The sequence below is a fragment of the Herbiconiux gentiana genome (assembly GCF_024978135.1).
Taxonomy (GTDB): Bacteria; Actinomycetota; Actinomycetes; order Actinomycetales; family Microbacteriaceae; genus Herbiconiux; species Herbiconiux gentiana.
The window spans coordinates 506,831-528,260 of sequence record NZ_JANTEZ010000002.1 but is presented as its reverse complement, the minus strand read 5'-3'; the positions used below and the strand labels follow the sequence as shown (position 1 = coordinate 528,260).

The following is a 21,430-nucleotide window of genomic DNA, read 5'->3' as shown; positions in this document are numbered from 1 at the left end:
CCCAGTCTACCCGGCGCTGGGTAGGCTCGGCCCATGAGCTCCTTGGCCGTGCATCCGATCGACCCGGCCGACGGCGGCCCGTACTCGGTCGCGGTCACCGCCGACGGAGCCGTCTGGTGCTCGCTCGTGCACGGTGGGGCGGTGCTTCGGCGCGACTCCGACGGCTCGACCTCGCTGATCGAGCTCGGCCCACGCGGCTCGTCGCAGCCGGCCCAGGTGGCCGCGGCGGGCGACGACTCGGTGTGGGTGGCCGACATGGCCGCCAACGCAGTGGTGCTCGTCGCACCCTCGGGAGTGCTGCGGCGTATCGACGCCCCGTCGCCCGCCGCGCAGCCCTACGGGGTGACCGCCCTGCACGACGGAACCGCCTGGTTCACCGAGATGGGCAATGACTCGCTCGGCCGCATCGGCATCCTCGGCGGGGTGGCCGAGTACGCCACGGGCACGGTCGACGGGGTGGTGTCGATGGTGGCCGCGTCGGGCGACTCGCTCTGGTTCACGGCGAACCAGGCGAACGTCGTGGGCTACGTGCGGGGGGCGGATGCGGCACCCGCGCTGTTCCCGCTGCCGACGCCCGCGGCCGGGCCCGTCGGCATCGTCGTGGGTGACGACGGGGCGGCGTGGTTCACCGAGATCCTCGCGGGGCAGATCGGGCGGGTGGATCGCGCGGGGCGGGTGGTCGAGCATCCGCTGCCCGACCGCGGGTCGAAACCGCACGCGATCGTGCGGGATGCGCGGCCCGACGGGGGCTCGTGGTTCACGCTCTGGGGGTCGAACGAGCTCGGGCACGTGACGCTCGACGGGTCGTTCTCGTTCGTGTCGCTCGCCGAGAGCGGGCACGAGGAGCCGCACGGGCTCGCGGTGGGGCTCGATGGGACCGTGTGGGTCGCGATGGAGACCGGGGCGCTCGTGGGGGTGACGGTATGAGCTCGTCGTCGTCTTCGTCGTCCTTCGGTCCATCCGACGCGGAGGATCGCCGGGTCGCCTCGGTCGCGGCCACGGGGCTCCTCGGCACCGGTCCCGAGGAGCGGTTCGATCGCATCACCCGCCTCGCGCAGGAGCTGCTCGACGCGCCCATGTCGTACCTCAACCTGGTCGACGACGTCTCGCTCGTGGTGAAGTCGCCGCAGGTCGTGGGCGAACCCGCTCCGCGGTTCCCGTACGGCACGGCCTTCTGCGAGTACACGGTGCACGGGGTGGGTGTGTTCGAGGTTCCGGATGCGCAGGCCGACCCGCGCTTCGCGCACACCCCCGCGGTGACCGAGTTCGGGGTGCGCTCGTACGCCGGGGTTCCGCTGCGGGCGGGTGACGGGGAGGCGGTCGGCACGCTCTGCGTGATGCGGCCCGACCCGCGGACGCTGAGTGCTGCGGAGCGTGCGCGGCTGGCCGAGCTCGGGCGGTGGGCCGAGGGGGAGCTGCGCGCGGGAGCGCCGGGTCGGTCGGTTCCTCTCGACCGGTCGCGGGGTCTGCGGGTCGACGGCGTCGTGTCGGCGCTGTCGGTGCCGTTCGGCGAGGTCAGCGGTGACCTGCACTCGTGGCGGCGGGACGGCTCCGGCCTGACCGTGACCGTGGGGGACGTGATGGGCAAGGGGGTCGTGGCCGGCGGGCTCGCCGAGCGGCTGCGGGCGAGCCTCGATTCGCCGGCCGGTCCCGCTTCCGGCTCCGACTCCGACCCCGACTCCGGCCCCGCCGCCGCCCTCGCCCGGGCCGCGCGCGAGCTCGAACCGCGGCTGGCCGAGCTGGGCGCGTTCGTGACGCTCTTCCACGCGCGGGTCGACGACTCCGGGCGGGTCGACTACGTCGATGCCGGGCACGGGCTCACCGTCGTCGTGCCGGCCGTCCCCACCGCCCCGGTCGAGCGCCTCGCCTCGCGCGACCTGCCGCTCGGTGTGCAGGACGCCGCCTCGGGCTGGGCAATGCGCTCGCTGCAGTTGCAGCCCGGCGACACCCTCCTGTCGGTGACCGACGGGGTGCTCGAGCTCGACGACTCCACCCTCGACTCGCTGCTGCGCCTCGCGGAGGATCTGCGCGCGCGATCCGACGTCGACGGCTTCCTCGACGGCGTCGCCGCGCGGGTCGAGGTGGCCGGGACCGACGACGACGTGACCGTGCTGGTGGTGACGGTCCCGCCGCGCTAGCGTTCCGGCATGACCATGCGCCTGGAACTCGTGCCCATCGCCGTGAGCGACGTCGACGCCGCCATCGCCTTCTACCGCGACGTCGTCGGCTTCGCGCTCGACCACGACGTCTCGCCGGGCAACGGCATGCGGGTCGTGCAGCTCACGCCTCCCGGCTCGGCCTGCTCGATCGCCTTCGGGGTGGGGATGGGCAGCGGCGGGCCGGTGTCGAACCTGCACCTCGTGGTCGACGACGTCGCGGCCGAACGGGAGGCCCTCGTCGCCCGCGGCCTCGAGGTCGGCGAGGTGCAGGACATGGGCGGTGTGCTCTACGCGTTCTTCGCCGATCCCGACGGGAACACGTGGGCGCTGCAGGAGATCAGGGTGACGTCGCTGCCCCGGTAGGTCGGTTCAGGCCTCGGGGTCTGGGGCCTCGGGTGTGAATCGCAGGCGGTCGAGGTGCTGTCCGGTCAAATTGCTCACTCCGATCGCCCGGATCTTGCCGTCATCGAGCAGCGTCTCGAGTGCCCGGTATGCCTCGAGCGTCTGATCGAACATCCAGGGCGCGGACTGGTGGAGCATGAGGACGTCGATGGTGTCGACCCCGAGCTTGCGCGTCGCTACGTCAAAGGCATGGAGGGTCTTCTCGTAGCCGTACTGGGTGGGAAAGACCTTGGTCTCGATGAACACCCCGTCGCGGCTGACGCCCGAGGCGCGAAGCCCCTCGCCGACCTGCCGCTCGTTCATCCAGACAGCAGCGGCATCGACGAGACGGTAGCCGGCGCGGAGCGCGTAGTCGACGGTGGCGACCGTGCCTTCCGGGGACATCTGGAGCACGCCGATTCCGATGCTGGGCATCACGAATCGGTTGTTCAAGATGACTGGATCCATCATTATCTGAGGCTCCTCATTCGGAGACACTGTCAGGTAGGGATAACCGGGCTGGCGGCGGCCACGCTGTCGGGCGGCCGCCGCCAGCGAGCGAATTGCAGTTACTTGCTCTCGGCGTTGCTGAGGGCGTCGAGGGCGGTGAGCTCTTCGGCATTGAGCTGCAGGTCACCTGCGGTCATGTTCTGTTCGAGGTGCCCGATGCTCGAGGTGCCGGGGATGAGCAGGATGTTGTCGGCGTGGTGCAGGAGCCACGCGAGGGCGACCTGGCGGATGCCGGTGTCGTGTGCTGCGGCGATGTCGGAGAGGGCGTCGTGGTCGCCGAGGTCGCCGCCTCCGATGGGGAACCAGGGGATGAACGCGATGCCGTTGGCCTGGCAGTACTCGAGGACGGGTTCGGCTGCGCGGTTGCCGATGCTGTATTGGTTCTGCACGGAGGCGACGTCGAAGAACTCCTGCGCCTTCTTGATCTCGTCGACGGAGACTTCGGAGAGACCGAGGTGGCGGACCTTGCCGGCGTCCTGAGCGCTGCGGAGGAACTCGTAGGTGGCCTCGACGGGGATGTCGGGGTCGATGCGGTGCAGCTGGTACAGGTCGATACGGTCAGTGCGGAGGCGGCGGAGGCTGCCGTCGAGGGCATCGGTGAGGTGCTGCGGGGTGGCGTCGTTCTTGAGCTGTGGGTTCGGTCCGAAGCGCACCAGGCCGCCCTTGGTTGCGACGACGACGTTCTCGCTGCGCGGGTCGAGCGCGTCGGAGACGATCTGCTCGGAGGTGAACGGGCCGTACTGGTCGGCGGTGTCGATGAAGTCGACGCCGAGTTCGACTGCGCGGCGGACGACGTTCTTGGCCGCTTCGGGATCTGCCGGCATGCCCCACTGCTCGGGGCCGGTGAGGCGCATCGCGCCGAAGCCGACACGGTGGATGGTGAGGTCGCCACCGAGGGTGAACGTGCTCTGAGTCATGTGGTTGTGCTCTTTTCGTTGTAGGTCGTGCGTCCGCAACGACCCCAAGGGCCGCTGCGGTGAAGGAGGAGGGTTGGTTCTACTGGGTGAGGAGGTCCATGCCGCCGCCGGCGTACCGGTCGCCGACCGCGGCGCCGACCGGTGCGGCAGCGTTCAGGGCCGCCAGTTCGTCGTCGGTGAAGATGATGTCTGCCGCGGCGGCGTTCTCTTCGAGGTACTTCACCCGCTTGGTGCCGGGGATCGGGATACCGCCCTGCGCCATCGTCCACGCCAAGGCGAGCTGTGACGGCTTGACGTTCTTCGCTGCTGCGAGCTGGGCGACGGCGTCGACGATGCGGAGGTTCGCTTTCAGGTTCTCGCCTTGGAAGCGGGGGTCGGTGCGGCGGAAGTCGTCTGCGTCGAGTTCGTCGAGCTTCACCTGCCCGGTGAGGAACCCGCGGCCGAGAGGTGAGTACGGCACCAAAGCGATGCCGAGGTCCGTCAGGGTCTTCAGAACGCCGTTGGCTTCTACGCCGCGCTCGAAGAGGGAGTACTCGGTCTGCACGGCAGCGATCGGGTGCGTGGCATGTGCGCGTCGGATGGTCTCCGGCGCAGCCTCGGACAGGCCGATGTGGCCGACTTTGCCCGCCTGGACGAGGCCGGCGAGGGCACCGACGGTGTCCTCGATCGGGACACTGTTGTCGATGCGGTGCAGGTAGAGGACGTCGATGTGGTCGACGTCCAAGCTCCGCAGCGAGCCCTCGGCGGCCGCGAGAACACTCTCAGGTCGGCCGTCGACGACACGGGCGGCGGCGTTGTCGCCCTGGCGGTCAGGAGCGGTCGCGAATCCGACCTTTGTTGCGATGACGACATCGTCGCGGAACGGTGCAAGGGCGCGGCCGACGAGCTTCTCGTTGTGGCGGTCCGCGCCGTAGATCTCGGCGGTGTCGAAGAACGTGATGCCTAGCTCCACTGCCCTGCGGATGTTGACGAGGCCGTCGTCATCGTTCGTGGCGCCGTAGATCGGGCTCATGCCCATGCAGCCCAGGCCCTCGATGGACACGGTCGGGCCGGTCGAGCCTAGCGTGGTCGTCTTCATACGTTTCTCCTCGAAATTCTCATGCGCCTAAGAGTCATGCAGGCAAGCATATGTTGGTCCAGTTGCTTGTGCACAATCATATATTTGTGAAATACTTCATCTATGGTCGAGAGCAAAGAGACGAGCGAGCCGCGAGCGAATCCGCTTGATGAATTAACGTGCTTCAACTTGTATGCCGCGGCGCGAGCCACGAACCGGCTCTACAACGTCTTGCTCGCACCCTGGAATCTCACCTACCCGCAGTACCTCGTACTGCGGTTGCTCTGGGCACGTGACACCGCGACGATCGGCGAGATCGCGAAGTGCCTGATGCTGGACTCCGGTACAACGACCCCCCTTGTCCGCCGACTGGAGACCCACGGTCTCGTGACACGGACCAGGTCATCCACTGACGAGCGCATCGTGACCGTCAGCTTGACCAAACGGGGTCAAGCGCTCGAAGAAGACGTCGCAGGGGTCGCCTACCAAGTCGGCGCAGCGACGGGTCTCGGAGCAGCAGATGGCCTACAGACCATCCAGTCCCTCCGCACCATCAACGCCAACCTGGCAGCAACGATTGCGGCGACCGCCCAGCCATAACCGGCCTCGACCCGGCAACCACACGGTCGACGCCACGGACCAGCACCGCAACTGACCGGTGCGCGATCGGCGTACGGGCTGCGAGGGTGATAAACAGCACTCTCAGAACATGGCCATTTAGCTCTGCGATCCACAGGCCTCGGGGTCTGGGGCCGCGGGGAGCGACGCGGCGATGGCGGCGAGCAGCTGGGGCGTCGTCGGGACGCCGGCGGCGCGCATCCGCTCGACCCCGTCGGGGCCCGCGATCACGACGGTGGGGGTGGCCAGGATGCCCGCCCGCTCGCTCTCGTCGGGGGCCGTCGCGACGTTGACCTCGTGCCAGTCGATGCGGTCGCCGAGCAGCTCGCCGACCCGCTCGAGTGCCTCGCGCGTGCTGGCGCAGGCGCCGCAGAAGCTCGAGGAGTAGAGCGTGAGGCTCAGTTCGGACATGCCTCCAACGATAGGATCGATTGTCAACTGGAGGGAATCCACATGCCAGCGATCGTCTTGATCGGCGCCCAGTGGGGCGACGAGGGCAAGGGCAAGGCCACCGACCTGCTCGGCAGCCGTGTCGACTACGTCGTGAAGTTCAACGGCGGCAACAACGCCGGCCACACCGTGGTCGTCGGCGACAAGAAGTACGCCCTGCACCTGCTGCCGTCGGGCATCCTGACGCCGGGGGTCACGCCGGTCATCGCCAACGGCGTCGTCGTCGACGTCGAGGTGCTCTTCCACGAGCTCGAGGCGCTCGGGTCGCGCGGCGTCGACGTGTCGAAGCTGCTGGTCAGCGCGAACGCGCACGTCATCACGCACTACCACCGCACCATCGACAAGGTCACCGAGCGCTTCCTCGGCAAGCGGCAGATCGGCACCACCGGGCGTGGCATCGGGCCGGCCTACGCCGATAAGATCAACCGCGTCGGCATCCGCGTTCAAGACCTCTTCGACGAGGGCATCCTGCGGCAGAAGGTCGAAGGGGCGCTCGACCTCAAGAACCACATCCTGGTGAAGGTCTACAACCGGCGCGCCATCGCGGCCGAGGAGGTCGTCGACGACCTGCTCTCCTACCGCGAGCGGCTGCGGCCCATGGTGGCCGACACCGCGCTGGTGCTCGACCGGGCGCTCACCGACGGCAAGACCGTGCTCTTCGAGGGCGGCCAGGCCACCATGCTCGACGTCGACCACGGCACCTACCCGTTCGTCACCTCTTCGAACGCCACGGCGGGCGGCGCCTCGACCGGGTCGGGCGTCGCACCGAACCGCATCGACCGCGTGATCGCCGTCGTCAAGGCCTACACGACCCGCGTCGGCGCCGGGCCGTTCCCCACCGAGCTGCACGACGAGTCGGGCGAGTTCCTGCGCTCGCGCGGCTTCGAGTTCGGCACCACCACCGGGCGGCCGCGCCGCACCGGCTGGTACGACGCGCCGATCGCGCGCTACACCGCGCGCATCAACGGCGTCACCGACTTCGTGCTGACCAAGCTCGACGTGCTCACCGGTCTCACCCGCATCCCGGTCTGCGTCGCCTACGACGTCGACGGCGTGCGCGTCGACGAGGTGCCGGTATCGCAGAGCGACTTCCACCACGCGAAGCCGATCTACGAGGACTTCGAGGGCTGGTCGGAGGACATCACGGGCGCCCGCAGCTTCGACGAGCTGCCCGCGGCGGCGCAGCGGTACGTGCTGGCGCTGGAGGAGATGAGCGGGTCGCGCATCTCGGCGATCGGCGTCGGGCCGGATCGCGATGCGATCATCGTGCGGCACGATCTGCTGAGCTGAGGTCTGCGCGGGGCGCTGGGGGTCGTCGGCGGGCCCTGGTGGCGGCACGGGGTCGAGGGTTCGCGGTCGCGGGTCTAGCTCGCGGGACTCGGGTCGGCGTCAGCCGGCCGCGCTTCGCCGCCATGCCACCAGGGTGGCGGCGAGGCTGAGCGCGATGGCGACCACGGCACCCAGCAGGGTCTCGACGGTGCGGTCGCGCAGCATGCCGAGCTCGTCGACCGGATGCGCGAGCTGCGCCATGATCAGCGCCAACGGCGTCACGAACACCACGGTCACCGCGTAGTTGCGGCCGATGAACAGCTCGGCGGCGACCTGCAGCAACACCACGATCAGCACGAGCGCGAGGGTCGACGCAGCCCCGAGCGTCTGCGGCGACGCGATCGCGAGCAGCACGGCGGCCACACCGACGCCGAGCAGGGTGCCGAGCACGCGCTGCACACCGCGCACGAGGTGACCGGCCGTGTCGGCCGCGCCGAGGGCCGCCACCGCGGCCACCATCGCCCAGTACGGATGCCCGAGCCCCGTCGCCGTCGGGATCGCGCCCGCCAGCAGCACGGCGGCCCCGATCGTCACGATCTTGCGAGCCTGGCCGGGCCTCGCGGCCACCGCCCGGAACGACACGGCCAGGTCGGTGGCCGGGCGCATCCGGGCCGAGGGGCGCACCACGCCGATCGTCGACACCACCATCGCGAAGAGCGCGCTGGCGGTGGCGAGCCCCAGGGCGACGACCACGCGGGACGGCTCGGCCGGCACCGAGGCGCAGGCGGCCAGCGCGAAGACGAAGAACAGCGCCCCGGGCGGGTGCCAGTCGAGCGCGTCGGCCACGAAGGCGAGCCCCGCCGCGACGACGGCGACCACCGGCACGACGAGCCACTCGCGCTCGGGCGACACGGCGATGGCCGTGCCCAGCACGACGACGCCAATCAGGGCGACAGCGGCGGCCGCCTGCATACGGAGCCTCGTGAAGTGGGTGTGGCTGCGGCCGTAGAGCGCGGTGAAGGCGCCGAAGACGGCGTAGAGCGAGAGGTCGATGCGGCCGACGGCGTACAGCGTGAGCAGTGGGACGGCCATCGCGATGCCCGCGCGAAGGGCGACGCGGTGGGCGCCGGCGTGCGGACCGAGCTCGACGAGTCGGCGGGGGTGGGGCAGGAGACCGGTGGAGATGGGGCGACCTTTCGGTGACGGAGCGAGCAGCAGGGGCAGGTCTCCGTCGACCGAAAGTAATTCACTCGTGAACTATCTTAGACTGGTGCGATGACGGATGCGCACGATGTGGTCGACGAGATCCGCGAGGGGTGGGCCGGGCTGCGGCCGGAGCTCGACACCGCCGCGATCGACGTCGTGGGCCGGGTGCTCCGAGCCGCGGCCGTGATCACCCGCCGGGGCGACGAGGTGCTGGGCCTGTCAGGGCTCGGTCGGGGGGAGTTCGACATCCTCGCCGCGCTGCGCCGGGCGGGATCACCGCGGTCGCCGGGAGCGCTCCGCACGGTGTCGCTCGCGACCGGGCCGGCCACGACGAAGCGGCTGCAGGCGCTCGAGGCGCGGGGCCTCGTCGTGCGCACCCCGAACCCGCACGACGGCCGCGGCGCTCTGATCGCCCTCACGCCCGAGGGTGAGCGCCTGATCGACGAGGTCTTCCCGCAGCTCCTCGGCGTGGAGGCGCAGCTCGTCGCGGGGATCCCGCCTGCCGAGCTGGGTGCCGTCGTCGCGGCACTCCGCCTCACGGTCGCGAGCGTCGAGCGCGCCTGAGGGCGTCGCCTCGGGCTGGCGCTCGGGTTGAGGGCGCCGTGTCGGGCTGGCGCTCGGGTTGAGGGCGCCGTGTCGGGCTGGCGCTCGGGCTGAGGGCGCCGTGTCGGGCTGGCGCTCGGGCTGAGGGCGCCGTGTCGGGCTGGCGCTCGGGCTGAGGGCGCCGTGTCGGGCTGGCGCTCGGGCTGAGGGCGCCGTGTCGGGCTGGCGCTCGGGCTGAGGGCGCCGTGTCGGGCTGGCGCTCGGGCTGAGGGCGCCGTGTCGGGCTCGCACTCGGGGTTAGGGCGCCCACGACCTGGCTGACGTCGGGCGGTGCGCGGTGTCAGACGACCGTGTAGCCCTCGGGCAGGCTGCCGCGACCCGTCAGCGCCATCAGCAGCTGCTCGCCGTCGCCGCGGGTGGCGGCGACCCCGGCCGCCAGCGTGAGCGTCGCCGCGACGCACGCCGCCGGCTGCCCGTGCGGGATGCCCGTGGCCCGGGTGATGTCGATCGAGTGCACTACGAGCTCGAAGATGCGCGTGCGTAGGTACTCGGGCAGCGCGATGCCGAGCCCGCCGATCGAGACGATCCGCTCGGCCGGAGCCGAGTCGACCAGCGCCATGGCGCGTCCCAGTGCATCCGCCACCGCCTGCGCCGGGTCGTCGCCCAGCCAGATGCCCGCCTCCACCCCGCGCGCCGCGACCGCGGCCGGATCGGTGAGGTCGCGATACACCCGCGAGTAGTAGTGCTCGGCGTCTGGCACGTTCTCGAACCCGGGGTCGTCGAGTCGCAGATAGCTCTCGACCGTCAGGATCGCCCGGGTGCTGTGACCGACGAGCGACCGCAGCGTCCATTCCCCGAGCGCGACGATCTCCCACGCGTCGTCGGGGATTCTCGAGACGAGCGCGTGGAACGCGGTGGCGGACTGGTGGAACGCGGCGGCACTGCCCATCTGCCCATCGTGGCATGACGACGACTCCGGTGACGACCGGGTGGCAGACTTGGCCCATGAGTGCAGTGCGACCCGATCCCGACGAGACCCTCGAGGGTCGGTACGTGCGGCTGGAGGGTCTGACGCGCGAGGTGCTCCCCGAGCTGTACGAGGCGATCGGGCATCCTGAGGTCTTCGCCGGAGGCTACGGCGGCGGGCCGCAGGGCTACCGCGACAGCGTGCAGGGCTTCGTGGAGTTCGCCGAGGGGTACTACCAGTGGGGTCGGGGCAACCCGTACGTGATTCGACTCGTGGGTGGGCCCGACGACGGGCGGGTCGTGGGCACCACGACGCTCGGCGACTTCGAGCCGGCGTTCGAGGCGGCCCACATCGGCTGGACGGCGTACGACCCGCGGGTCTGGGGCACAGTCGTGAATCCTGAGGCAAAGCTCCTCCTTCTGGGTGCGGCGTTCGAGCACGGCTTCGGTCGGGTGAAGATTCAGGCGGATGTTCTGAACCTGCGCTCGCGGGCGGCGATCGCGAAGCTCGGTGCCACCTTCGAGGGCATCGTGCGGCGCGACCGGCCGCGGGCCGACGGGTCGTGGCGCGACTCCGCCGTCTTCTCGGTCATCATCGACGACTGGCCCGCCGTGCAGGCCGGTCTGCGCGAACGTGTGGAGAACCAGGGCGCCGGCCGAGCTGTGCAGGTGTAGTCGCTGTGCAGCTGTAGTACAGAGAACGAACGCAGCCTGGGAAACGGCGAGCCGTGGCACCGAGCCCCTCAAAGGTGGTGAACTGGTGTCATGGATGCTATCTACACTGCAATCGCCCATGCCTCAGGTGGCGGCCGCGACGGCCACGTCCGCAGCGAGGACGACCGGCTCGACTTCGACACCCGCCCGCCCAAGGAGATGGGTGGATCGGGTGACGGCACGAACCCCGAGCAGCTCTTCGCCGCCGGCTACTCGGCCTGTTTCCTCGGCGCCGTGCACGCCGCGGGTCGCGAGCTGAAGCTCGACACGAAGGACGCGGCGGTCTCGTCGAGCGTCTCGATCGGCTCCAACGGTGAGGGCGGCTTCGGCCTCGCCGTGGAGCTCGACGTCTACGTGCCGAACGTGTCGCCCGAGGAGGCCCGTCAGGTCGCCGACAAGGCCCACACCATCTGCCCGTACTCGAACGCCACGCGCGGCAACATCGACGTCGCGGTGAACGTCGTCGAGTAGCTGACGACGGATGCCCGGGCCGCCGCCTGGGCGTTCGCCTCACCGAGGCGATCCTGCCGAAGACGGGGTGCGCGACTGCCAAAGCGTGCACCCCGTCGTCGTACCCGGCTCCGATGTCGGAGCCTCGCGCTACTGTCGCAGAGTGAGCTCCAACCGCCTGTCCACCGCCCTGCAGTTCTCGGCGCTCGGGCTGCTCTGGGGCGCGAGCTTCCTGTTCATGAAGGTGGCGCTCGGCGGGGTCTCCTTCGGGCAGGTCGCGTGGACGCGACTGGTTCTCGGTGCCCTCACGCTCGGCATCGTCATGCTCGTGCTGCGCACGAGGCTGCCGCGCGAGCCGATCGTCTACCTGCACTTCGTGGTCATCGGGGCGTTCGGCTGCGCCACCCCCTATCTGCTCTTCGCCTGGGCCGAGCAGTACGTCACCTCGGGCCTCGCGAGCATCTACAACGCGGTCACACCCATCACCACGGCGCTCATGGTCACGCTGGTGTTCCGGGTCGAGAAGCTCGACCGCTCCCGGGTGCTCGGGGTCGTGGCGGGCATCCTGGGTGTCATCGTCATCATCGGGCCGTGGAGCTTCGTCGCGAACGAGGCCGCGCACGGCGACCTGCTGCTGGAGCTCGCCGGTCAGCTCGCCTGCATCGGGTCGGCCGTCTGCTACGGCTTTACGTTCGGGTACATCCGGCGGTTCATCAGCAACCGGCACCCGGTGTCGGGGCTGACGGCCGCGTTCCTGCAGGTGGGGATGGGGGCGGTGATCCTGCTGGTGCTGACGCCGTTCGTGGCGCTCGGGCCCGTCGAGCTCGATCTGCCGATCGTGCTGAGCCTCGTGCTGCTGGGGGTGCTCGGCACCGGTCTCGCCTACTACTGGTACATGAACATCCTGAACGCCTGGGGGCCGACCGCCACCTCGACGGTCACCTACCTGACGCCGGTGGTGGGGGTGGCGCTCGGCATCCTGCTGCTCGGCGAGACGCTCAGCTGGAATGCGCCGGTGGGCGCGGTGGTGGTGTTCGCAGGCATCCTGCTGGCGCAGGGGCGGCTGCGGCTGCCGCGCAGGCGTGTCGCGGCTGATGCCGAGAACGCGCCCGTCGAAGCTGGCTAGAGTCGTGGCATGGTGAACGAGCACGAGAACAGCACGGCGGAGGTCTACGGGCAGCTGGAGAGCATCCGTCAGTCGATCGACAACATCGACGCGGCCCTCATCCACATGCTCGCCGAGCGGTTCAAGTTCACGCAGACGGTGGGGCGGCTGAAGGCCGACCACGGGCTCCCGCCGGCCGACCTCGAGCGGGAGCAGCGGCAGATCACGAGACTGCGCGGGCTCGCCGAGGAGTCACACCTCGACCCGGCCTTCGCCGAGAAGTTCCTCAACTTCATCGTCGCCGAGGTCATCCACCACCACGAGCGCATCGCGGCGAAGGACGCCTAGCCGGCCCGCCGGCGGAGGTCAGCCGCCGGGCGGGTGCGGCGCGGCGCGGCGGCGGTCAGCCGCCGACGACCGCCCCGAAGTGCTCCGGCAGGGTCGAGCGGTGCGCGCCCGAGAGCTCGGCGATCGGCACGGTGAACAGGCCCTGCACCTCGAGTGAGTCGGACTGCGCATCCGTCACCCCGATGCGGAGCGCCGGGATGCCGCGGCCGTCGCAGAGGCCCCGGAACTTCACGTCGTCTTCGCGCGGCACCGACACGAGCACGCGCCCGGTCGACTCGCTGAACAGCGCGTCGGAGGCCGAGACGCCGTCGCGCGACACGATCTCGTCGAGCCAGATGCGGGCGCCGATGCCGAAGCGCAGCACCGACTCCGCGACGGTCTGCGCGAGCCCGCCGTCGGAGAGGTCGTGCGCCGCGTCGATCAGGCCCTCGACGGCACCCGCGCGCAGCAGCTCGGCCAGGGCTGCCTCGCCGGGGAGGGAGACGAGAGGCGGCAGTCCGCCGAGGTGGTCGTGGATGACGCCGGCCCAGGCCGAGCCGTCGAGCTCGGAGCGGGTGGTGCCGAGGAGGTAGAGGTTCGAGCCCTCGTCCTGCCAGCCCGAGGGGATGCGCCGGGCGACGTCGTCGATCACGCCGAGCACGGCGACGACCGGCGTCGGGTGGATGGGCTGCGAGCCCGTCTGGTTGTAGAACGAGACGTTGCCGCCGGTGACGGGGATCTCGAGCTCGAGGCAGCCGTCGGCCAGGCCCTCGACCGCGCGCGAGAACTGCCACATGACCTCGGGGTTCTCGGGCGAGCCGAAGTTCAGGCAGTCGGAGACGGCCACCGGGGTGGCTCCGGTGACGGCCACGTTGCGGAACGCCTCGGCGAGGGCGAGCTGGGCGCCGCGGTAGGGGTCGAGCTGGCAGTAGCGCCCGTTGGCGTCGGAAGCCAGGGCGAAGCCGAGCCCCGACTCCTCGTCGACGCGGATCATTCCGCCGTCGTCGGGGAAGGACAGCGCCGTGTTGCCGAGCACGTAGCGGTCGTACTGGTTGGTGATCCACTCCTTCGACGCCATGTTCGGCGACGCGACGACGCGCAGGAACTCGGCGCGCAGCTCGTCGCCGGTGGTGGCGCGGAGCAGGCGCGAGGCGGAGTCGGCCTGCAGTGCATCCAGCCAGGACGGGTAGGCGACGGGGCGCTCGTAGACCGGGCCGTCGACCGCGACGGTGCGCGGCTCGACGTTCACGATCTCCTCGCCGTGCCAGTTGATGACGAGGCGGCCGGTGTCGGTGACCTCGCCGAGCACGCTGGTCTCGACGTCCCACTTCGACGTGACGGCGAGGAAGCCCTCGAGCTTCGAGGGCTGCACGACCGCCATCATGCGCTCCTGGCTCTCGCTCATCAGGATCTCCTCGGCGGTGAGCGACGGGTCGCGCAGCAGCACCTTCTCGAGCTCGATGAACATGCCGCCGTCGCCGTTCGAGGCGAGCTCCGAGGTGGCGCACGAGATGCCGGCGGCCCCCAGGTCTTGGATGCCCTCGACGAGGTCGCCCGCGAAGAGCTCGAGGCAGCACTCGATCAGCACCTTCTCGGCGAACGGGTCGCCGACCTGCACCGCGGGGCGCTTGGTGGGGCCGCCGGCCGAGAAGGTGTCGGACGCGAGGATCGACGCGCCGCCGATGCCGTCGCCACCGGTGCGCGCCCCGAAGAGCACGACCTTGTTGCCCACGCCGCGGGCGTTGGCGAGGTGCAGGTCTTCGTGCCGCAGCACACCGACCGAGAGGGCGTTCACCAGCGGGTTGCCCTGGTACACCGGGTCGAAGTATGTCTCGCCGCCGATGTTCGGCAGGCCGAGGCAGTTGCCGTAGAACGAGATGCCGCTCGTGACGCCGTGCACGACGCGCGCGGTGTCGGGGTCGTCGATCTTGCCGAAACGCAGCTGGTCCATCACGGCGACCGGCCGGGCGCCCATCGAGATGATGTCGCGCACGATGCCGCCGACACCGGTGGCCGCGCCCTGGAAGGGCTCGATGTAGGAGGGGTGGTTGTGGCTCTCGACCTTGAAGGTCACGGCCCAGCCCTCGCCCACGTCGACGACGCCGGCGTTCTCGCCCATGCCGACCATGAGGTTCTTCTTCATCGCCGGCGAGACCTTCTGCCCGAACTGGCGCAGGTAGATCTTCGAGGACTTGTAGGAGCAGTGCTCGCTCCACATCACCGAGTACATGGCCAGCTCACCCGAGGTGGGGCGGCGGCCGAGGATCTCACGGATCTTCGCGTACTCGTCGGCCTTCAGGCCGAGAGCCTCGTAGGGCTGCTCCCGCTCCGGGGTCGCGATGGCGTTCTCGACGGTATCGGCATTGCTCACGCGGCCAGGACTCCTTGAGTTGCGGGGGAGGGATGCGCGTCGATTCTACCGGGGCGACCAGCTGCTGCTGTCGGCGCCTCCGCCGGTGCCGGCGCCGGCCCCCTTCAGCGACCCGGTGACCTGGCCCGCCGGGTCGGTGATGATGCAGGTGACCAGGCGGTCGTCCGACTCGGTCCACGAGTCCTCGGTGGGCACGAGGTAGCTGTAGTCGTAGATCGTGTCGGCGTAGGAGACGCCGAGGAAGGTCTCGAAGGCGGTGAGGCAGCCGTCGTCGGCGGCGACGTCGAGCTTGTCCTCGCCGGGGAAGGTGCCGTCGCTGGTGTCGGGCACCTCGAAGTCGTCGTAGACCTCCCAGTCGTGCGGGGAGGCGCAGTCGACGACCGGCACCTCGAAGACGGTGTCGCCGTCCCACTCGTCGAAGCAGTCGCCCACCACGAGGTCGAACACGTCTGTGCCGCCGCCCGTGCCCGGGTCGCCGGGGGAAGGCTCGGTGGTCGGGAAGGGCTCGGCGGTCGGTAGCGGCTCGGCAGTCGCCGAGGGGTCGTCGGATGCTCCGCCGGCCGCCCCCGCCGCGACACCGATCACGGCCAGGCTCGTCGTCACGCTGACGATGATCGAGAACACGATGACGATCACGGCGAGCCCGGAGAGCACCGAGCCCACGATCACGCCCGCCAGCGCCGGGCCGTTCTTGTAGCCGGCCTTCTTGGACTGGCTGAGGGCGATCGCCGAGATGATGAGGCCGACGACCGCGGTGAAGAAGGACAGGATGAGGCCGACGATCCCGAGCGTGCGCCCGGGGAAGTCGGTGCTCTGCGGCGGCCCGTAGTAGGGCGGCTGGCCCTGGGGCGCACCATAAGGCGAAGGCGGCTGGCCCTGGGGGCCACCGTAGGGCGGCTGGCCCGGCGGCGGAGGTGTCGAGCCGTACCCGCCGGTCGGGGGCACCGGGGGTGGGGTGCTGCCGCTGTCGCTCATGATCCTCCTCGGGGCCGTTGTTCAGACGCTACCGCGCCGCGGGCTCCCAGCCGAGCGCCGGCCCGAGACGCTCCGCCAGGTCGGTCAGGATCTGGGCGTAGTCATCGGGCTCGAACGAGAACGGCAGGGCGAACGCCACCTCGTCGACCAGCTGGAAGGCCGGGTCGGCGTGCAGCCGGTCGGCGAGCTCGGCGGAGGTGCCGACCAGATCGGCGGCGAAGAGCATCCGCTTGGGCCCGTGCGGAACGCCCACTCGCCCGGCTCGGCTCGCGGCGTAGGCCTCGTAGCGTGCCCGTTGCGATGCGCTCGCCGAGTCGGTGGGGATGACGACGAGCCCCTGCGACACCCGTGCGGCGTCGGCGAGCGGATGCGCGGCCCGGTAGCTGAGGATCTGCGAGCGCTGGTTCGTGGCGAAGTCGTCGCCCTCCTCGCCCTGAACCACGCTCGAGGTGAGGAAGTGGAAGCCGTTCTCGCCCGCCCAGACCGCCGAGCGCGTGCTGCCCCCGCCGTACCAGAGCCGGTCGACGAGCCCGGACGCGTGCGGCTGAACGGTGTCGGCGAACTCCTCGATGCCCTGGCGGCCCGCGAAGCCGCTCACGACGTCACCCCGCACGAAGTCGCGGAAGCGCAGCAGTCGCTCGTAGCCGAAGTCCTCGTGCTCGCTCGTGTGCGGGTAGATGGCGTCGCGGTAGTGGTCGAGGTTCATCGGCACGCCCGCCGAGAAGCCGGGGTTCAGCCGGCCGCGGGTGAGCACGTCGACGGTCGCCAGGTCTTCGGCCAGCCGGAACGGGTTCTCGGCCCCGATCGGGATGACCGCCGTGCCGAGCTCGATGCGGTTGGTGCGCTGCGAGGCGGCGGCGAGCACCGCGGTGGGCGAGGAGATGCCGTACTGCAGGTGCCGCTGCCGGAGCCACGCGCTGTCGAAGCCGAGCTGCTCGCCGCGCTCGATGATGCGCAGCATGGTCTCGTGTCCGCCGGCCGGGTCGGCGGGGTCGAACAGGCCGATGGTGAGGAAGCCGAGGCGCTTCAGGGGGGTTCCGGATGCGGGCATGCGTCGAGGCTACGCGGGCAGGCCGGGTCAGGTCGACTCGCGCACCACGAGCTCGGTGCGCAGCGTCATATGGGCGGGCGGCTCGCCGTCGATCTGCTGCAGCAGCAGGCGGGTCATCTCGTTGGTGATGCGCCGGAACGGCTGCCTCATGGTCGTGATCGCGGGGGTGATCGAGACGGCGGCGGCGCTGTCGTCGAAGCCGCCGACAGCGATGTCGCGGGGCACCTCCTTGCCGAGCGACTGCGCGGCCTCGATCGCCCCGGCCGCCATGAGGTCGTTCGCGGCGAAGACGGCGTCGATCTCCGGATGCGCGGACAGCAGCTCGAGCATCGCCCGCCGTCCGCTCTCCCGGGAGTAGTCGCCGTGCACGACGAGCGACTCGTCGGCACCCGGGCCGAGCGCCTTCAGGTAGCCCTCCAGCCGGAGGTTGCCGCCGACGGCGTCGCTCGGCGGGGCGATCATCGCGATGCGCGTGCGGCCCCGCGAGAGCAGGTGCTGCACCATCTGCACGGAGCCGTCGAAGTCGTCGGCGGAGACGTAGCCGGTGGTGGAGGTGCCGGCCTCCGGGGTGCCGCAGAAGATGGTGGGCACACCCGCGCGATTGAGGTCGGCGAGCACCGACAGGTCGTGGTGCCACGACACGAACATGACGCCGTCGATCTGGCCGGTTCCGATGAAGTCGAGGGCGCGCGCCTGCTCCTCGGCCGATCCGGCGAGGAGCAGCACCATCGACAGCCCGCTGGCGGCGAGGCTCTCCGAGGCTCCGCGCATGAGCGTCGCGAAGTTGGGGTCGGCGAACATCTGGTCGAGGTCCTCGCCGAGGAGGAAGGCGACCGATCCCGCGCGACGGCGGCGCAGCCCCCTGGCGTAGGCGTTCACGCGGTAGCCGGTCTTCTTCACTGCCGCCTCGACGGCGCGCTGCGCATCCGGGCTCACCCAGTGGTTGCCGTTCAGCGCGCGCGACACGGTGCCCCGGGAGACACCGGCCTCGGCGGCGACGTCGTCGATCGTGGGTCGGCGACCGGGCGCAGGCGGCGAGGAGGTCATGGTGGTCATCAGTCTAGGGACGGCGCTCGCCGTGCCGTCGAGGTCGGCGGCACGGCGAGCGTTCGGTCCTGGTTCCTACTTCGCGCCGTCGACGAAGGCGGCATCCATCTTCTGCAGCACGTCGTCGACGGTCTGCTGTCCGGTGAACAGGGCCTGCACGCCGTCGAAGAGGGCGGGCTGCACGGTGGTGGACGGCCAGAGCTGGTCGGGCCAGGTCGAGATCGTGTTCCTGCTCACGAACTGCCCGACGACGCCGGCGACCGGGCCCTCCTGCTTCTCGTCACCCGGCAGCGCGGCGGTGTCGCCGTAGGCCGTGGCATAAACCACCTGCGTCGCCGGTTCGGCGAGGTAGGCGACGAACTGCTTCGCGAGGTCCTGGTCCTTCGCCTTGGCATTCACGGCGAACGACGGACCGACGGTCGCGGAGAGGTAGGTCTCCGCCGCGTCGTCGGTGGCCGGGAAGGGATCGAACTCCAGATCGAGGTCGGTACCGGAGACGCTCTCGATGCCCTGGGTCTCGGCGGCGACGCTGACGGTGCCGAGGGTCGTGCCCGCGGCGATCGCCTCCTGCACCTGCGCGTAGGCGGTGCCGTTCGGCGAGGGGTTGAAGCAGCCGGCCTGGTCCATCTCCTGGTACTTCTGCAGCGCGAGCTTCCAGTTCGAGTCGGAGAAGCTGGCCGAGCCGTCGACCTGCTGGTCGACGAAGTCGGGGTCGTCGGCGTAGACCAGGGTGGCGGTCAGCGCGTAGGGGATCAGCTGCGTGGTCCAGGTGTCGGAGAGGCCGAGTCCGTAGGCGACCTTGCCCTTGGCCGTGGCGTCGGAGCAGAACTGCAGCACCTCGCTCCAGGTCGTCGGGGCGGTCAGACCCACCTCGGCGAGGGCTGCCGTGTTGTAGATGGCCCCGATCGACGAGAAGGTCATGGGCACGGCCACGACCGCGCCGTCGGGAGCCGAGAGCAGGTCGACGGAGGCGTCGGGCAGCTCGGAGACCCAGCTCTCGTCGCTCAGATCGGTGAAGAAGCCCTTCTCTCCGGCGATCTTGACGCTGACGTTGTTGCCGGTTCCCGGGAACACTTGGATGACGTCGGGGGCGGTGCCGCCGGTGAGCTGGGTGGCCGTGACCTGCTGGTAGCTCTCGGGGGAGTCCTGGATCTTCACGGTCACCCCGGGGTGGTCGGCTTCGAACTTCTCGATCACGGCCGTCATGCCCGTGCCGCCGTTCGTCCCGACGGTGAGGGTGTTCCCGTCGCCCGAACCTCCTCCGGTGGCGGTCGAGCAGCCGGTGAGGGCGGCGCCCACGGCGCCGACGGTGACCAGCGCCGCGAGGGCCCTGGTGTGCTGTGTCTTCAGTGACATCGGTGTTCCTTTCGAATGGTGTGCAGGAGTGGTGGTGGTCGGGTGTGCTCAGCCCTTGAGCCCCGAGGCGAAGCCCCGGATGATGAACCGCTGCATCAGGAAGTAGGCGATCAGGATGGGGATCACCGAGATGATCAGGGCGGAGAAGACGAGGGGCCAGTTCGCGCCGTACAGGCTGACGAAGCTGTAGACCGACAGCGGTGCCGTCGACGAGTTGCTGCCGGAGAGGTAGAGCAGGGGCGTGAAGAAGTCGTTCCAGATGGCCAGACCAGCGAGGATCACGATTGTGCCGGTGATCGGCCGCAGCAGCGGGAACACGATCGCCACGAAGGTGCGGCCCGGCGAGGCGCCGTCGATCGTCGCCGCCTCCTCGTAGTCGCGGGGCAGGTCGCGCAGGAACGTCGCGTAGAGGAAGATCGCGAACGGGAGGAAGCCGCCGACGTTGATGGCGATCACCGCCACGGGGCTGCCGACGAGCCCCAGGCTCGCGAACCAGAGGTAGAGCGGCAGCATCGCCAGCTGGCCGGGGAACAGGAACCCGGCGAGGAACAGGTAGAAGACGCCCCGCGACCAGCGGCGGGTCTTGCGGGCGAGCGTGTACGCGGCGGTCGAGGCCAGCAGCACGATCAGCGCGACGGAGGAGATCGTGATGACGGCGCTGTTGATCAGGCTGGCGCCCATGGCCGACTCGGTCCACGCCGTCGCGAAGTTGCCGAAGTTCAGCGGCCAGGTGAAGCCGAGGAAGCCGACGTCGCCGCTGCCGTCGCGCAGGGCCACCGACAGCAGCACCACGAGGGGGGAGATGAACACGACGGCGGCGAGGATCAGCACGACCTCGAGGATCGCCGTGCGGTAGGTGTAGCGGTTCACGAGAGCTCTCCACGTCGCTGGGTCAGCCGGAACTGGCCGAAGGCGATGACGCCGACGATGATCGTCAGCACCACGCCCTGGGCGAGGGCGGTCGGGTACTGCAGGTAGGTGAAGGCCGTCTTGTAGACGATGGTGGCCATCGTCTCGGAGGCGCCGGACGGGCCGCCCTTCGTCATGGCGAACACGGTGTCGAACTGCTTCAGCGTCGAGATCAGCGTCAACAGCACGTTGATCACGATCGCGCCGTTGATCAGGGGCAGCACGATGCTGACCGTGCGCCGGAACGACCCCGCCCCGTCGATGGCCGCGGCCTCGAGCACGTCGTCGGGCACGCCCTGCAGGCCGGCCAGGAAGATCACCATCGAGTAGCCCGCGCCCTGCCAGACGATCGCGGCGCAGATGGAGTAGACGACGAGATCGGGATTGCCGAGCCAGTCCTGCTGGGCCCAGCCGAGGCCCACGGAGCCCAGGAACTCGTTGACCGTGCCCGTCGGGCTCAGCAGGTACTTCCAGAGGAACCCGGCCACGATCGGGGTGAGCACGACCGGGAGGAAGAAGACCAGGCGCAGCACGTAGCGCGATTTGACGCTCGTGTTGAGGCCGAGCGCCAGGAGCAGACCGATCAGGTTCTGGAACACCGTCACCACGATCGTGATCAGGAAGGTGTTGCCGATGGCCCGCAGGGTGTTCGGGTCGCCCAGCACGTCGAAGAAGTTGTCGATCCCCACGAACGACCACGAGGTGCCGAGACCGTCCCAGTCGGTGAACGAATAGAACAGGCCCTGGATGTTCGGCCAGAGCACGATCAGGGCGTAGACCACGATCGCCGGCACGACGAACCAGGTCGGCGTGCGCGGTCCGTGTGAGGGGCCCGGTTTGGCGGGGCGCGGACGCGACGGCCGACGTTCGGCAGCCTCGGCCGTGGCGGGGTTGTTCAGGACCTCGGTCATGCGACCGGCTCCGGGGCGGCGGCGTGCGCCGGGGTTGAGAAGTTCATCGTTCCGTCTCCGTTGAGGAAGGCTGTGATCGATCTCAGTGTTGCAGACGAGCATCCATCTGTAAACCGATTCATTTTTGATACTTTGCGG

At 70.0% G+C, this 21,430-nt stretch carries 23 protein-coding genes; 10 read left to right on the top strand and 13 right to left on the bottom strand.

Annotation, left to right across the window (positions count from 1 at the left end):
- Positions 1-33 precede the first annotated feature (33 nt).
- Genes NVV95_RS06165 through NVV95_RS06155 form a run of 3 tightly spaced genes read left to right on the top strand, consistent with a single transcriptional unit; the run spans position 34 to position 2,522 of the window.
- Positions 34-927, top strand: a complete 894-nt coding sequence (locus NVV95_RS06165) for a Vgb family protein (RefSeq protein ID WP_259485664.1) — start codon at positions 34-36, stop codon at positions 925-927.
- Entirely contained in the window at positions 924-2,138 is a 1,215-nt protein-coding gene (locus NVV95_RS06160; RefSeq protein WP_259485663.1) for a GAF domain-containing SpoIIE family protein phosphatase, read from the top strand. The genes NVV95_RS06165 and NVV95_RS06160 overlap by 4 nt, the downstream gene beginning before the upstream one ends.
- Positions 2,139-2,147: 9 nt before the next feature.
- Entirely contained in the window at positions 2,148-2,522 is a 375-nt protein-coding gene (locus tag NVV95_RS06155) for a VOC family protein (protein ID WP_259485662.1), read from the top strand.
- 6 nt (positions 2,523-2,528) lie between these two features.
- On the opposite strand, the gene NVV95_RS06150 is transcribed toward NVV95_RS06155, so the two are convergent.
- The 3 genes from NVV95_RS06150 to NVV95_RS06140 form a co-directional block, all read right to left on the bottom strand.
- Positions 2,529-2,975 carry an aldo/keto reductase gene (locus NVV95_RS06150; RefSeq protein WP_259485661.1) on the bottom strand — a complete coding sequence of 149 codons (447 nt, stop codon included), beginning with the start codon at positions 2,973-2,975 and terminating at the stop codon, positions 2,529-2,531.
- A gap of 134 nt (positions 2,976-3,109) precedes the next feature.
- A complete protein-coding gene (locus tag NVV95_RS06145; protein WP_259485660.1) occupies positions 3,110-3,967 on the bottom strand; it encodes an aldo/keto reductase in 858 nt (285 codons plus the stop codon).
- A 79-nt stretch (positions 3,968-4,046) separates the two neighbouring features.
- Positions 4,047-5,045: an aldo/keto reductase gene (locus NVV95_RS06140; protein ID WP_259485659.1), complete on the bottom strand. Its 999-nt coding sequence runs from the start codon at positions 5,043-5,045 to the stop codon at positions 4,047-4,049.
- A 102-nt stretch (positions 5,046-5,147) separates the two neighbouring features.
- Here NVV95_RS06140 and NVV95_RS06135 point away from each other — a divergent pair, with 102 nt between their 5' ends.
- On the top strand, positions 5,148-5,624 hold the full coding sequence (locus NVV95_RS06135) for a MarR family winged helix-turn-helix transcriptional regulator (protein ID WP_259485658.1): 477 nt from the start codon (positions 5,148-5,150) through the stop codon (positions 5,622-5,624).
- A gap of 117 nt (positions 5,625-5,741) precedes the next feature.
- On the opposite strand, the gene NVV95_RS06130 is transcribed toward NVV95_RS06135, so the two are convergent.
- Positions 5,742-6,053, bottom strand: a complete 312-nt coding sequence (locus NVV95_RS06130; RefSeq protein ID WP_259485657.1) for a glutaredoxin family protein — start codon at positions 6,051-6,053, stop codon at positions 5,742-5,744.
- Between the two features lie 42 nt (positions 6,054-6,095).
- Here NVV95_RS06130 and NVV95_RS06125 point away from each other — a divergent pair, with 42 nt between their 5' ends.
- Entirely contained in the window at positions 6,096-7,382 is a 1,287-nt protein-coding gene (locus NVV95_RS06125) for an adenylosuccinate synthase (protein WP_259485656.1), read from the top strand.
- A 99-nt stretch (positions 7,383-7,481) separates the two neighbouring features.
- On the opposite strand, the gene NVV95_RS06120 is transcribed toward NVV95_RS06125, so the two are convergent.
- A complete protein-coding gene (locus NVV95_RS06120; protein WP_259485655.1) occupies positions 7,482-8,453 on the bottom strand; it encodes an FUSC family protein in 972 nt (323 codons plus the stop codon).
- Between the two features lie 183 nt (positions 8,454-8,636).
- On the opposite strand from NVV95_RS06120, the gene NVV95_RS06115 reads away from it, so the two are divergent.
- Positions 8,637-9,131 carry a MarR family winged helix-turn-helix transcriptional regulator gene (locus NVV95_RS06115; RefSeq protein WP_259485654.1) on the top strand — a complete coding sequence of 165 codons (495 nt, stop codon included), beginning with the start codon at positions 8,637-8,639 and terminating at the stop codon, positions 9,129-9,131.
- Positions 9,132-9,450: 319 nt separating this feature from the next.
- Here the strand turns inward: NVV95_RS06115 and NVV95_RS06110 are convergent, their stop codons facing one another.
- Entirely contained in the window at positions 9,451-10,059 is a 609-nt protein-coding gene (locus NVV95_RS06110; protein ID WP_259485653.1) for a maleylpyruvate isomerase N-terminal domain-containing protein, read from the bottom strand.
- A gap of 56 nt (positions 10,060-10,115) precedes the next feature.
- On the opposite strand from NVV95_RS06110, the gene NVV95_RS06105 reads away from it, so the two are divergent.
- The 4 genes from NVV95_RS06105 to NVV95_RS06090 all read left to right on the top strand — a co-directional run bounded on the left by NVV95_RS06105 (position 10,116) and on the right by NVV95_RS06090 (position 12,693).
- Positions 10,116-10,751 (top strand): GNAT family N-acetyltransferase, encoded by a 636-nt coding sequence (locus tag NVV95_RS06105; RefSeq protein ID WP_259485652.1) that lies wholly within the window; start codon positions 10,116-10,118, stop codon positions 10,749-10,751.
- Positions 10,752-10,841: 90 nt separating this feature from the next.
- Complete coding sequence (locus tag NVV95_RS06100; protein ID WP_259485651.1) at positions 10,842-11,261, top strand: organic hydroperoxide resistance protein; 420 nt, start codon at positions 10,842-10,844, stop codon at positions 11,259-11,261.
- A 142-nt stretch (positions 11,262-11,403) separates the two neighbouring features.
- Positions 11,404-12,366 (top strand): DMT family transporter, encoded by a 963-nt coding sequence (locus NVV95_RS06095; RefSeq protein WP_259485650.1) that lies wholly within the window; start codon positions 11,404-11,406, stop codon positions 12,364-12,366.
- Positions 12,367-12,375: 9 nt separating this feature from the next.
- Complete coding sequence (locus NVV95_RS06090) at positions 12,376-12,693, top strand: chorismate mutase (protein WP_259485649.1); 318 nt, start codon at positions 12,376-12,378, stop codon at positions 12,691-12,693.
- Positions 12,694-12,748: 55 nt separating this feature from the next.
- Here the strand turns inward: NVV95_RS06090 and purL are convergent, their stop codons facing one another.
- The 7 genes from purL to NVV95_RS06055 all read right to left on the bottom strand — a co-directional run bounded on the left by purL (position 12,749) and on the right by NVV95_RS06055 (position 21,292).
- Positions 12,749-15,043, bottom strand: a complete 2,295-nt coding sequence (gene purL / locus NVV95_RS06085; protein ID WP_259485648.1) for a phosphoribosylformylglycinamidine synthase subunit PurL — start codon at positions 15,041-15,043, stop codon at positions 12,749-12,751.
- A gap of 45 nt (positions 15,044-15,088) precedes the next feature.
- The gene (locus tag NVV95_RS06080) at positions 15,089-16,018 is read right to left on the bottom strand and encodes a DUF4190 domain-containing protein (protein ID WP_259485647.1); all 930 of its coding nucleotides are present in this window, start codon (positions 16,016-16,018) and stop codon (positions 15,089-15,091) included.
- Positions 16,019-16,046: 28 nt separating this feature from the next.
- Positions 16,047-17,069, bottom strand: a complete 1,023-nt coding sequence (locus tag NVV95_RS06075) for an LLM class flavin-dependent oxidoreductase (protein WP_259485646.1) — start codon at positions 17,067-17,069, stop codon at positions 16,047-16,049.
- A 27-nt stretch (positions 17,070-17,096) separates the two neighbouring features.
- Positions 17,097-18,116 (bottom strand): LacI family DNA-binding transcriptional regulator, encoded by a 1,020-nt coding sequence (locus NVV95_RS06070; protein WP_259485645.1) that lies wholly within the window; start codon positions 18,114-18,116, stop codon positions 17,097-17,099.
- Between the two features lie 75 nt (positions 18,117-18,191).
- Positions 18,192-19,472, bottom strand: a complete 1,281-nt coding sequence (locus NVV95_RS06065) for an ABC transporter substrate-binding protein (protein ID WP_259485644.1) — start codon at positions 19,470-19,472, stop codon at positions 18,192-18,194.
- Positions 19,473-19,520: 48 nt separating this feature from the next.
- Complete coding sequence (locus tag NVV95_RS06060) at positions 19,521-20,342, bottom strand: carbohydrate ABC transporter permease (protein ID WP_259485643.1); 822 nt, start codon at positions 20,340-20,342, stop codon at positions 19,521-19,523.
- Positions 20,339-21,292: a carbohydrate ABC transporter permease gene (locus NVV95_RS06055; RefSeq protein ID WP_259485642.1), complete on the bottom strand. Its 954-nt coding sequence runs from the start codon at positions 21,290-21,292 to the stop codon at positions 20,339-20,341. The genes NVV95_RS06060 and NVV95_RS06055 overlap by 4 nt, the downstream gene beginning before the upstream one ends.
- Positions 21,293-21,430 lie beyond the last annotated feature (138 nt).

Bases quoted from the DNA above. Each gene is read 5' to 3' on its own strand.
- NVV95_RS06165 (WP_259485664.1), top strand. From the start codon at position 34: ATGAGCTCCTTGGCCGTGCATCCGATCGACCCGGCCGACGGCGGCCCG.
- NVV95_RS06160 (WP_259485663.1), top strand. From the start codon at position 924: ATGAGCTCGTCGTCGTCTTCGTCGTCCTTCGGTCCATCCGACGCGGAG.
- NVV95_RS06155 (WP_259485662.1), top strand. From the start codon at position 2,148: ATGACCATGCGCCTGGAACTCGTGCCCATCGCCGTGAGCGACGTCGAC.
- NVV95_RS06150 (WP_259485661.1), bottom strand. From the start codon at position 2,975: ATGCCCAGCATCGGAATCGGCGTGCTCCAGATGTCCCCGGAAGGCACG.
- NVV95_RS06145 (WP_259485660.1), bottom strand. From the start codon at position 3,967: ATGACTCAGAGCACGTTCACCCTCGGTGGCGACCTCACCATCCACCGT.
- NVV95_RS06140 (WP_259485659.1), bottom strand. From the start codon at position 5,045: ATGAAGACGACCACGCTAGGCTCGACCGGCCCGACCGTGTCCATCGAG.
- NVV95_RS06135 (WP_259485658.1), top strand. From the start codon at position 5,148: ATGGTCGAGAGCAAAGAGACGAGCGAGCCGCGAGCGAATCCGCTTGAT.
- NVV95_RS06130 (WP_259485657.1), bottom strand. From the start codon at position 6,053: ATGTCCGAACTGAGCCTCACGCTCTACTCCTCGAGCTTCTGCGGCGCC.
- NVV95_RS06125 (WP_259485656.1), top strand. From the start codon at position 6,096: ATGCCAGCGATCGTCTTGATCGGCGCCCAGTGGGGCGACGAGGGCAAG.
- NVV95_RS06120 (WP_259485655.1), bottom strand. From the start codon at position 8,453: ATGGCCGTCCCACTGCTCACGCTGTACGCCGTCGGCCGCATCGACCTC.
- NVV95_RS06115 (WP_259485654.1), top strand. From the start codon at position 8,637: ATGACGGATGCGCACGATGTGGTCGACGAGATCCGCGAGGGGTGGGCC.
- NVV95_RS06110 (WP_259485653.1), bottom strand. From the start codon at position 10,059: ATGGGCAGTGCCGCCGCGTTCCACCAGTCCGCCACCGCGTTCCACGCG.
- NVV95_RS06105 (WP_259485652.1), top strand. From the start codon at position 10,116: ATGAGTGCAGTGCGACCCGATCCCGACGAGACCCTCGAGGGTCGGTAC.
- NVV95_RS06100 (WP_259485651.1), top strand. From the start codon at position 10,842: ATGGATGCTATCTACACTGCAATCGCCCATGCCTCAGGTGGCGGCCGC.
- NVV95_RS06090 (WP_259485649.1), top strand. From the start codon at position 12,376: ATGGTGAACGAGCACGAGAACAGCACGGCGGAGGTCTACGGGCAGCTG.
- NVV95_RS06080 (WP_259485647.1), bottom strand. From the start codon at position 16,018: ATGAGCGACAGCGGCAGCACCCCACCCCCGGTGCCCCCGACCGGCGGG.
- NVV95_RS06075 (WP_259485646.1), bottom strand. From the start codon at position 17,069: ATGCCCGCATCCGGAACCCCCCTGAAGCGCCTCGGCTTCCTCACCATC.
- NVV95_RS06070 (WP_259485645.1), bottom strand. From the start codon at position 18,116: ATGACCTCCTCGCCGCCTGCGCCCGGTCGCCGACCCACGATCGACGAC.
- NVV95_RS06065 (WP_259485644.1), bottom strand. From the start codon at position 19,472: ATGTCACTGAAGACACAGCACACCAGGGCCCTCGCGGCGCTGGTCACC.
- NVV95_RS06055 (WP_259485642.1), bottom strand. From the start codon at position 21,292: ATGACCGAGGTCCTGAACAACCCCGCCACGGCCGAGGCTGCCGAACGT.